This window comes from Bacillus sp. ISL-47, from assembly GCF_018613175.1.
Classification (GTDB): domain Bacteria; phylum Bacillota; class Bacilli; order Bacillales; family Cytobacillaceae; genus Cytobacillus.
Genome location: NZ_JAGGQS010000089.1, coordinates 1 through 9667 on the forward strand (window position 1 = coordinate 1; position 9667 = coordinate 9667).

Consider the following 9667-nt stretch of genomic DNA (forward strand, 5'->3'; position numbering starts at 1 on the left):
GTTTGAAAAGCAACAAAGTTTAGGAAAACAGCCTATATAAAAGACAAAAACTCCATTTACTGATTATAAACGGATTAGTAGAAGATAGGTACAATTTTTTACAAAGTAATCTAGTTGTAAAAGATCTGTTATCTTTATAGGCAGTTAAAAGTACGATCACTTATTCACAAACTCTTCACAGATTTGTGAAGTCTTGTGAGAAATATCACCAAAAAAAGTCTTTATTTGCCATATGATAAAAGCAGATAAACCAAAAGATTAAGAGGAGGAAATGAAGATGAAAAAAGGAGTAAAATACCTGCTTACTTCAGCAATTGGCATAGGTTTATTAGCAGGATGCAATCAGGGGGCAGTCACGGAAAAAGCCGATCAGCCCGAACAAAAGGTCTTGGCAGCAGAAACAACCAAAGTCAATGCAATAGCACCTCATAAAGATTTGAACCAGGAACCGATTCCTTTAAAAGTAGAAAGAGTTGGGCCAAACGAGGTAAACGTTGAAATGACATCACAGATAACAGATATCGAAATTGATAAAGGGAAACTGTATAAAGCTTGGACATTTAACGGGGAAGCTCCTGGTCCAGTAGTAGTAGTAAACGAAGGGGATACGATTAATTTTACATTGAAGAATATGGATCCTGCCATCCCGCACAGCATGGATTTCCACGCCGTACATGCAGCTCCTTCAAAGGATTTCGCGAATGTACAGCCAGATGAAACGGGAACCTTCAGTTATCCGGCTACCAAACCCGGGGTGTTTATGTACCATTGCGGAACATCACCAGTACTCTCTCACATAGCAAATGGAATGCACGGCACCATCATTGTTAAACCGAAAGACGGCTACCCAACAGATAAAGAGATTGATAGGGAATACACAATTATCCAGAATGAATGGTATAAGTATAACGATTTGGACGATTTTACAAATGGGGTTCCAAGCCATGTCGTCTTCTCAACTAAAGCTCTAAAAGAAGGAGACCCTAACACAAATGGAGATACATTCACATTAAAAGACAAGCCACTTCTTGCAAAAGTAGGAGATAAGGTGAGGTTATATATCAATAACGTAGGACCAAACGAAGTAAGCTCATTCCATGTAGTAGGCACAATCTTTGATGATGTCTACATCGATGGCAATCCATTTAATCGTTACAAAGGACTGCAAACGGTCATGCTTCCAGCGAGCGGCGGTGCGGTAGTCGAATTCACTGTAACCCGTGTTGGCAGCTATCCAATCGTTACACACCAGTTTAACCATGCACAAAAAGGAGCCGTCGCAATCTTAAAGGTAACAGAGACCGGAGAAGACGACGGCAAGGCTACAATGAGCCATTAAATATAAATAAAAAACTCAACTTAAAAATAATTATACAAGAAAAAAATAGAAATGTGAATCCCTTTCTGGCCTTCCATTAACCCGATTGAAGGCCAGATGGCGAAATTTCCGGGCAGGTGAATGCTGAATGTATAAAAAAATAGGATTCCTTCTTATCCTTTTTAGTTTGATTCTGGCCGGAAAAGTTTTCGGTGAGGAACTGACAGTATCGAATTCTGAAGAGCTTAGGGATGCCTTGTCCAGCGACAGGGATGTATCTGTTATTAAGATTGAACCCGGCCGCTATAAGGGAAATTTTTCTATAGAGAAGAAGGTTCATATTATTGGCGAAAAGGGCGTAAAGCTTATTGGGCCAGAAAATGGAAATGTACTGACAATAGAAGCTGACGATGTCATAGTTGAAGGGCTTGAAATAGAGGGAAGCGGTTCACAAAATGCGGGAATCTATGTAAAGGGTGACCGTTCTTATCTTCATCATAATGCCCTTAATAATGTTTTTCACGGCATCTATGCCAGGGATTCTTATGGCCACCAGTTTGAAAACAATATTGTCTCGAGCTTCGATGGTGCCAAACGCCATAAGGGTTATGGCATCTACTTAGTTGAAGCGCCAAATACAATAGTGAAGGGAAATTATTTTTATAAAACCCAGGATGGCGTCTACGTTTCTTATTCAGATTTTTGTGAAGTCACAGGGAACCAAATGTCAAAAGCACGGTATGGTGTGCATACGATGGACTCAAGAAATGTTCTGATCGCCCATAACCAGGTGACCGAAAGCATAAACGGCCTAATGATCATGCAAAGCTACGAAATATTCATTATAGAAAACTATTTCTATTTAAATACTAAGATAGATGGAGCAGGCATGTTTATCTATGACACCTTTGACTCCAAAATTTCTTCCAATATCGTAAAGGGAAATTTCAGGGGCATTGTGCTGGAAAATGCCCAAAGAAACAGACTTGAATTTAATACCTTTATGGCAAACGATACCGGGCTGGAAATCGGAATTAATTCTAATGAAAATACAATCTATTTAAATAACTTTTATCGAAATACAAGGCAAATTATTTCTGAAAAAGATAACAGCAATTATTTTAATAAAGATGAATATGGAAACTATTACGATGATCATGGTTCATTAAATATGAATAAAGATACCAAGGTTGACTTTGCATATAAAAGCGGTGACATTTTTTATCAGATAGCTAGCGAGGAGCCTTTACTGCAGGTGTTTTTTCAGAGTCCAGCCGTGGAGCTTTGGAACACGGTGGAACAATACACACCGATCCCATCTGATTCACTGGTCATCGATGATGCTCCCCTGGCAAAACCGTCACCTGTCAAATGGAAGGAAAACACTTCTGTAACACAGTTCTCCTCCAGCAGCCATGACATGGATCAAATCCTTTTCTTTATCATAACCCTTTTTGCAAGCTTATTTATCTTAGTGAAATCCGGGAGGGAGCGTCATGAGGCTTAAACATTTTTTCCTCACAATCGGTTTGGGATTGCTGTTAACGGCCTGTTCTTCTGCAGCGGCAGGGCCAGTGGATATAAAACAAAACCAGGATAGCTGCGAGGTCTGCCATATGGGAATTGAAGAAATGAATTCAGCTGCACAGCTTATTTTGAAAAACGGAAAGCCCATCATATTTGATGATATTGGCTGTATGACAGAATACCTGCAGACAGAAAATCCTGAGTATGAAGCTGCCTTTGTTCATGATTATCAGTCAAAGGAATGGATATCATTTGATGCCAGTTCATTTATCCAGGACCAGAATATTGATAGTCCGATGAGCTATGGAATTGCAGCTTTCAAGTCAAAGGATGATGCAGCAGCTTTTCAGAGAGAGCATGGCGGAGACGCGTATACAAAAGCAGAACTGCTGAATGCTGAGATAAATAATTTAAAAAAACCAGGAATGAAACATAACCATTAGACCCGCACCTCTTTGAGGAGGAATGATCATGAAACCATTATTACTGTATTCCATGACAAAGTATGAACTTCGGCTCTTGATGAGGAGCAGGTGGCTTTTGAATTTTATGATTCTATTTATCTTCTTATCAGGCCTGCTTTATTTTTATGGTCTTCAATCTGTAAAATCTGACCCGGTTGAAGTTACATTCGGCCTGGAAAGTGTCAATACAAACATAGAAACGATGGGCGTCAATCCTGAATACTATGGCCTTCAGGAAATCAAGCAGGAAGAAGAGAAAGCGGGAACCGTCAGCCAATCAGCCTATAATCGATCGATTGCCATGCTGATCAACCTTTCTCTTTGGCTGCTCCCGATTATTTGCATGATTCTTGGTGCCAACTCAATTATTGCCGATAAAGAAAACGGAAGGTTTTCGTTATACAAAACCTATCAAGCATCCGCGGGCTATTACATGGGCAGTAAGTTTTTATCTCTGGTACTTTCCATGTTCATTGTCATGGGCGTCTCCTATGGCATGTTCGGCTTTATCTTTTCTATTGCCGGCAATTCATTCGCAGCGGGAATTTATCAAGTCTTTATGCTGGTAAATATGCTTCTGATCCTTGTTTTCTCTTCAGCATCCCTGCTGGTTGGGGCTGTTTCTAAAACGAGGATGCAAGGGTTATCACTGGCACTATTTTTTTGGAGCACGGTTGTATTTGTTTATGAATTCGTCATTTTTTCTGTTATCGATTGGATTCCGTATTCACTTAAGCAAAGCAGCCTGTTTTTCCTCATCTTACTTAATCCTATTGAGTCAATCCGGGTTTGGTCTATATCCAAACTTAATTCCGAGTATGTGTTTGGTCCGGAATATTTAATGATTGAGCAGTGGGGCACCAATGGAATCTTAACTCTATCTCTACTATTATCGATTATTATCATTATTTTCATCACCATTGTTTCATCCACCCAGCTTTTAAAGAAAAGGGGTGTCTAAAGTGATCCTTGAATTAATGGAACTTTCCAAGTCTTATAAAAGGAAAACGGCCTTAACCCGAGTGGATCTTCAAATAGAAGAAGGGGAATGTGTTGTTTTATGCGGGGGAAACGGTGCGGGGAAAAGCACAATGATCAAGCTCCTGACCGGTGTAGAAAAACCATCTACAGGAGAAGTTGTCTTCCATTCCGGGCAGAAAAAGGCTTTTGCCTATATGCCTGACCAAATGAATTTCCCTCCAGAACTGACTCCAATCGAAATTCTGCAATATTATGGCCAATTTTTTAAAAAAGGCCATGAAGCCATAAAAATGGTATTAGAAAAAGTAGGGTTATGGGAGGAACGGAATCATAGAGTTGGCGGATTTTCCAAAGGAATGTCGCAGCGGCTGAATCTTGCCCAATGCCTGCTTGCTGATACTGATATTTATATACTGGACGAACCAACAAACGGTCTGGACCCATATTGGGTTATCCAGCTGAAACAAATCATCAAGGAATTAAAAAAAAGAAACAAAACGGTCATCGTCAGCAGCCATATCATGCGGGACGCCATCGAAATTGCCGACAAGGTCCTTATCTTATTTAATGGAAAAGTAAAATCATACGGCACTCTTAAAAAGGTGTATAAAGAATACAGCTGCAGCACACTTGAGGAAGTATTTTTAGCAATCACGAAAGCGAGCAGCTAAAGAAACGTGAGGGAGCATAAACGCGAAAAAGCGATTCCTAATGGAGTGAATCGCTTTTCGTTTCGGTAAAATGACTATATTTTCACCTTTTGCAAAAAAAACTTCATAAAAACTCTACGATTAAACCTATTCTTTACTCCACATAAAACGAATAATCTTCAACACCTCTGGCCCACAATTTAGCATTTTTGCCGTTGACATCAGCAATCCAAATGTCGCCCGCTGATTGCGCCAGTTTTTTTCTGATCCACGTTATTTTATTTGCGGACTTAACATAGAGGGGATTATAGTCCCCAATTGATGTTTTCGGGTAGGTGATCCTTGTTTGCTGCGGTCTATTCAAGCTGATTAAACAAAGCGTTGGTTCGGGACGCTTTTGTGGATCATTGGACCATTCGCTTTCGTCTACTCTCGAGGCAATTAACGTTTGATCGTCCACCCAGGTAAAACCCATTTCTGCAAAATTTGGCGGAGTAAGGTTCATGGTTTTATAAGCAGGCAGTTCGGTTACCTTTAACTTTTTATTTTTGAACCCCATTACAATCCTGCCGCCACCGGCAATATAGCCCAATAAATTTTTAGAAGGTGCCCATTTCGGCACATCCAGATGCAGAATCATTTCATCGAGTACCTCGAAATTTTTACCGTCAGCTGAAATGACGCAAACCATATCGCTATCCATTGATAAAGATGCGGTAGGGTTGACGATGAATGAGATCCACTTACCATCTGGAGAAAATTTAAACGTTGTAGCATTTATGGACATGATTTTAGTTTTACCGTTCCCGATTTCTGTGGGTATTGTATAAAGCGTTTCGGCATTCTCAGTCAGATTGATGTTTTCTAAATCCGCAGGTAAGGGAATCTTATAAAGCACAGGGTTTGTCCAGCCAGTCGGTCTGGGAACAGCACCTGAGGAAGCTATAAAGCTTTTCCCGTCTGGATACCAATTAAAATCATCCACCCCTAAAGCCACATTATAAAAATGACTCAAATCAGATACATTAAGCACTCCGCCGCTTGTAAAAGCTACCATGTTTTCTGCAGGTGACCACTTGGCATTTCCTCCATCATGAAAGATCCGCTTATGCTTCTGTGTCTTCAAATTATAAACCCAGATCTCCGTTTGATTATCCAAATTGGGACTAATGGGCTCCTTTGCTTCTTTTTCATATAAAAGCCATTGTCCATCATATGACCATTCCGGCGTGCTATAAAAAACAGCAGGTTCGGAAGTGATTTTCTCCTCTTTATTGCCCATTTTTATCCATAAAAATCCATTTCGTATAAATGCAGATGTGAGTTGTTGTTCTTGTGTCTCGCCCATAACTGCAGGAGGGATAATGAGCAAGAAACAGCAAATAAGTAAAAGCAGCTTTCTCAATATTACTTCCTTCCTTCCAGGTTATTTGACATTGCACACATTATTATTGGCATTGTCCGTGCTTTTATTGAAAAAATTCATGGAAAATGAAACGTTTTAAATCTTAATTTCGTAAAAGTTAGTGTGCATACAAACAAGAAAGGGGATGCAGAGATTGGATCTATGCGACTTACAAGTTAATCTGAATCCTTCGGAAGCAGGGAAGTTCATTATTAATGCCATCGTCAATGGAAGTATATCTGGCACATTAATTGATGAGTATAAAAGGTTTTCTTGTGAACATGAATTGTATGTCATTGTACTTGAAAAATTTTATTATCGAACGAGCAACCGAGCATCCATGACAGTGACAATTGACAATTTTAACGGGATTACAAACGTTCATGCGGTTTCTTCAGGGAGTTCACAGGGAGCATTTTTTCGATTTGATTGGGGTGCTGGAGGAGATTTTATCGAGTGTGTTAAAAAAGCGCTATATAGCCATCGTATAGAATAAAAGCATTTCTTTTCCATGTTACCTTAATCTGCTTTATAATTATGGATACTGCAGGAGTTTTGCAGATAAAAAGTGGGTACTAATAAGAATACAGACGTACTATTAATGGAGGCAACGAACTTTGTTTATCGCTATTCTGTTTTTCATGCTTATGTCATTCTTCCTCTCGGGAAGTGAAACAGCATTAACAGCCGTTAACAAAATGAAATTAAAATCAAAAGCAGAGAACGGTGATAAGAAATCACAAAAGCTATTAAAGCTTGTTTCAAAGCCAGATGAATTAATCACGGCTATTTTGATTGGCAATAATATCGCAAATATTATGCTGCCAACCCTTGTAACCATCATTGCCATTGAATATGGATTCAATGTGGGAGTGGCAACCGGTATCCTTACCGTTGCGCTCATTATCTTTGCAGAAGTTCTTCCTAAATCGATTGCCGCAACATTTGCTGATAAAATTGCGTATCTGGTGTTTCCAGTTATAAAGCTATTATTAGTCATTTTTAAACCATTGACCTGGCTGCTGTCCAAATTTACAAGAGCCATTATTAAATTATTATCTAAAAATGCACCTGAATCTGTCTCTGTATCGAAGGAAGAGCTTATTACAATGGTTGATATTGCGACTAGTGAAGGAACCTTTCATGAGGAAGAAACACAGAGGATAAAAGGGGTTATTGATTTTTACAATCTCGATGTCCGCGATGCTCTTAAAACACCAAGAATGGAAATTGAAGGTATTCCTTTTGATGCGACCATTGAAGAAGCAAAGGACATTGTCATGGATAACCGGTTTACAAGGTATCCGGTTTACAAAGAAAATATGGATAATATCGTAGGTGTTTTCCATTCTAAGCTTCTGCTTGCCTGGTCCACCCAGCGAGAGAAAACATTAAAAGACTTTACTGATTTGGAACCCCTATTTGTATATGAATTCCACAGCATAGATAAAGTTTTCAAAATGATGATGAAAGAAAGAAAGCATCTTGCCATTGTTCTCGATGAATATGGCGGCACTAAAGGAATTATCACACATGAGGATATCCTTGAAGCGATGCTTGGACAAGAATTTGAAGATGAGACGGATGAAGACAGTGAAGTGCTTATCGAAGAATTAACGGATAACCATATTATTGTTCATGCAAAGCTCGCCATCCGCCGGATAAACGAAGTCTTTAAAACCAAAATTCCTGAGGATGAGGACATACTTGCAGGATTCCTTTTAAAAGAGATGGGCCATTTCCCTGAAGAAGGCGAAACCTTTGAATACCATCATCTGCATTTTGAGATAAAATCCATTGATGAAAACAGACTAAAGCTTGTAGAAATTAAAAAAAAGACACCCCAATAATTTTAAGCATTATTCCCCATAAGGGAGTAATGCTTTTTTATTAGCTTTGTAAAAACCTTCAACACCCTGGCAATTGGAGCAGAGAGTGCAAACCGCATTTCATTAGTGGGATATTTATTCAATAACCCATAATCAAGGTCGTGCGGGAATTCGGATGGAAGGGAGACCCCATAGGATAGTGCTTTAGGAGGATAATTGACCGCCTGATGTTGGTTGAATGAATCATAATCAACAGACCATTTTCCAGAGTTTATTATAAAAAAGGTTATTATCGCAAAATATATAAAAGGAATTTTTACTCGAAATAAAAATTTCTGATAAAATAGGTCTTTTTTAGTATATAATAAACCAATAACAAATCATGGGGTGATTGAAGATGGACCAAAAGCCATATCATTATGATGGAAGCGTACAAATGAATTATGAAAAAAGTGAAGAAACAAACACAAATATCCCTTTCGAAATGACAGATGAAATGAGAAAAAGCATCGGGCGCAATCCATACGCTCCCGAAGAACAAGCTTAATGAGAGACCCTTTTTGGGTCTTTTTTTGCGTCAAATTTTGATAGTTTCTCAAAAGAGATGCGGGGAGATGCGTTTTCCTTGTTGGAACGATTTATATATATCCTTTAATAGGAATATTTTTCTACTTTTTGGGTAAAGAAATAAAGTCTGAGCAAATGAGTTGAATTTCATTTTTATTTCGAATATCATTATCTCGAATTCAGAATAAAAATGGTTCATACTGCAGATGAATACATACTTCATTTCTGATTCAAACTAAAATGTCAATTCAATATGGAAAGGTGATAGAATTATGGCGCAAGTATTGTATATTACAGCACACCCTCATGATGATAAGATGTCATACAGTATGGCAGTAGGAAAAGCTTTCATTGATGCATATAAGGAAGCAAATCCAAATGATGAAGTCGTTCACGTGGACCTTTACAAGGAAAACATTCCGCAAATCGACGTTGACGTGTTCAGTGGTTGGGGGAAGCTTCAAACCGGCAAAGGATTCGAGGAACTTTCCGACGATGAGAAAGCAAAAGTTGGCCGTTTATCGGAGTTAAGTGAGCAATTTATAGCAGCTGATAAGTATGTTTTTGTCACACCGCTTTGGAACTTCTCATTCCCTCCAGTTATGAAAGCTTACCTTGATTCTGTGGCTGTAGCTGGCAAAACATTTAGATACACAGCAGAAGGCCCAATTGGACTGCTTACTGACAAAAAAGCCCTTCACATTCAAGCGCGCGGCGGCATTTATTCTGAAGGCCCTGCAGCTGAAATGGAAATGGGACACCGTTACCTAAATATCATGATGAACTTCTTCGGCGTACCTTCATTCGATGGCATCTTCGTAGAAGGACATAATGCAATGCCAGACAAAGCAGAAGAAATCAAAGCAAATGCCATTGCCCGTGCAAAGGATATGGCTCAAACATTTTAATCGAGTAGGAGGGGGTGA

At 39.1% G+C, this 9667-nt stretch carries 10 protein-coding genes; 9 read left to right on the forward strand and 1 reads right to left on the reverse strand.

Translation table 11 applies throughout. The features are described 5' to 3' along the window. Positions 1–277: 277 nt before the first annotated feature. The 5 genes from J7I93_RS24365 to J7I93_RS24385 all read left to right on the forward strand — a co-directional run bounded on the left by J7I93_RS24365 (position 278) and on the right by J7I93_RS24385 (position 4961). On the forward strand, positions 278–1339 hold the full coding sequence (locus J7I93_RS24365; RefSeq protein ID WP_214729425.1) for a multicopper oxidase domain-containing protein: 1062 nt from the start codon (positions 278–280) through the stop codon (positions 1337–1339). 127 nt (positions 1340–1466) lie between these two features. Continuing rightward, the gene (locus J7I93_RS24370; RefSeq protein ID WP_214729427.1) at positions 1467–2825 is read left to right on the forward strand and encodes a right-handed parallel beta-helix repeat-containing protein; all 1359 of its coding nucleotides are present in this window, start codon (positions 1467–1469) and stop codon (positions 2823–2825) included. Next, positions 2815–3288, forward strand: a complete 474-nt coding sequence (locus J7I93_RS24375; RefSeq protein WP_214729429.1) for a nitrous oxide reductase accessory protein NosL — start codon at positions 2815–2817, stop codon at positions 3286–3288. The genes J7I93_RS24370 and J7I93_RS24375 overlap by 11 nt, the downstream gene beginning before the upstream one ends. A 28-nt stretch (positions 3289–3316) precedes the next feature. Then, positions 3317–4270, forward strand: coding sequence for an ABC transporter permease (locus tag J7I93_RS24380; protein WP_214729431.1), 954 nt, complete (start codon positions 3317–3319; stop codon positions 4268–4270). A gap of 1 nt (position 4271) precedes the next feature. After that, on the forward strand, positions 4272–4961 hold the full coding sequence (locus tag J7I93_RS24385; RefSeq protein WP_214729433.1) for an ABC transporter ATP-binding protein: 690 nt from the start codon (positions 4272–4274) through the stop codon (positions 4959–4961). 133 nt (positions 4962–5094) lie between these two features. On the opposite strand, the gene J7I93_RS24390 is transcribed toward J7I93_RS24385, so the two are convergent. Continuing rightward, a complete protein-coding gene (locus J7I93_RS24390; RefSeq protein ID WP_214729435.1) occupies positions 5095–6345 on the reverse strand; it encodes a TolB family protein in 1251 nt (416 codons plus the stop codon). Positions 6346–6499: 154 nt separating this feature from the next. Here J7I93_RS24390 and J7I93_RS24395 point away from each other — a divergent pair, with 154 nt between their 5' ends. The 4 genes from J7I93_RS24395 (at position 6500) to J7I93_RS24410 (ending at position 9649) form a co-directional block, all read left to right on the forward strand. Continuing rightward, on the forward strand, positions 6500–6841 hold the full coding sequence (locus tag J7I93_RS24395; RefSeq protein ID WP_214729437.1) for a DUF6054 family protein: 342 nt from the start codon (positions 6500–6502) through the stop codon (positions 6839–6841). A 121-nt stretch (positions 6842–6962) separates the two neighbouring features. Further along, positions 6963–8195 (forward strand): CNNM domain-containing protein, encoded by a 1233-nt coding sequence (locus J7I93_RS24400; RefSeq protein WP_214729439.1) that lies wholly within the window; start codon positions 6963–6965, stop codon positions 8193–8195. Between the two features lie 376 nt (positions 8196–8571). Next, entirely contained in the window at positions 8572–8721 is a 150-nt protein-coding gene (locus tag J7I93_RS24405) for a hypothetical protein (RefSeq protein WP_214729441.1), read from the forward strand. A gap of 292 nt (positions 8722–9013) precedes the next feature. Further along, on the forward strand, positions 9014–9649 hold the full coding sequence (locus tag J7I93_RS24410; protein WP_214729443.1) for an FMN-dependent NADH-azoreductase: 636 nt from the start codon (positions 9014–9016) through the stop codon (positions 9647–9649). Positions 9650–9667 lie beyond the last annotated feature (18 nt).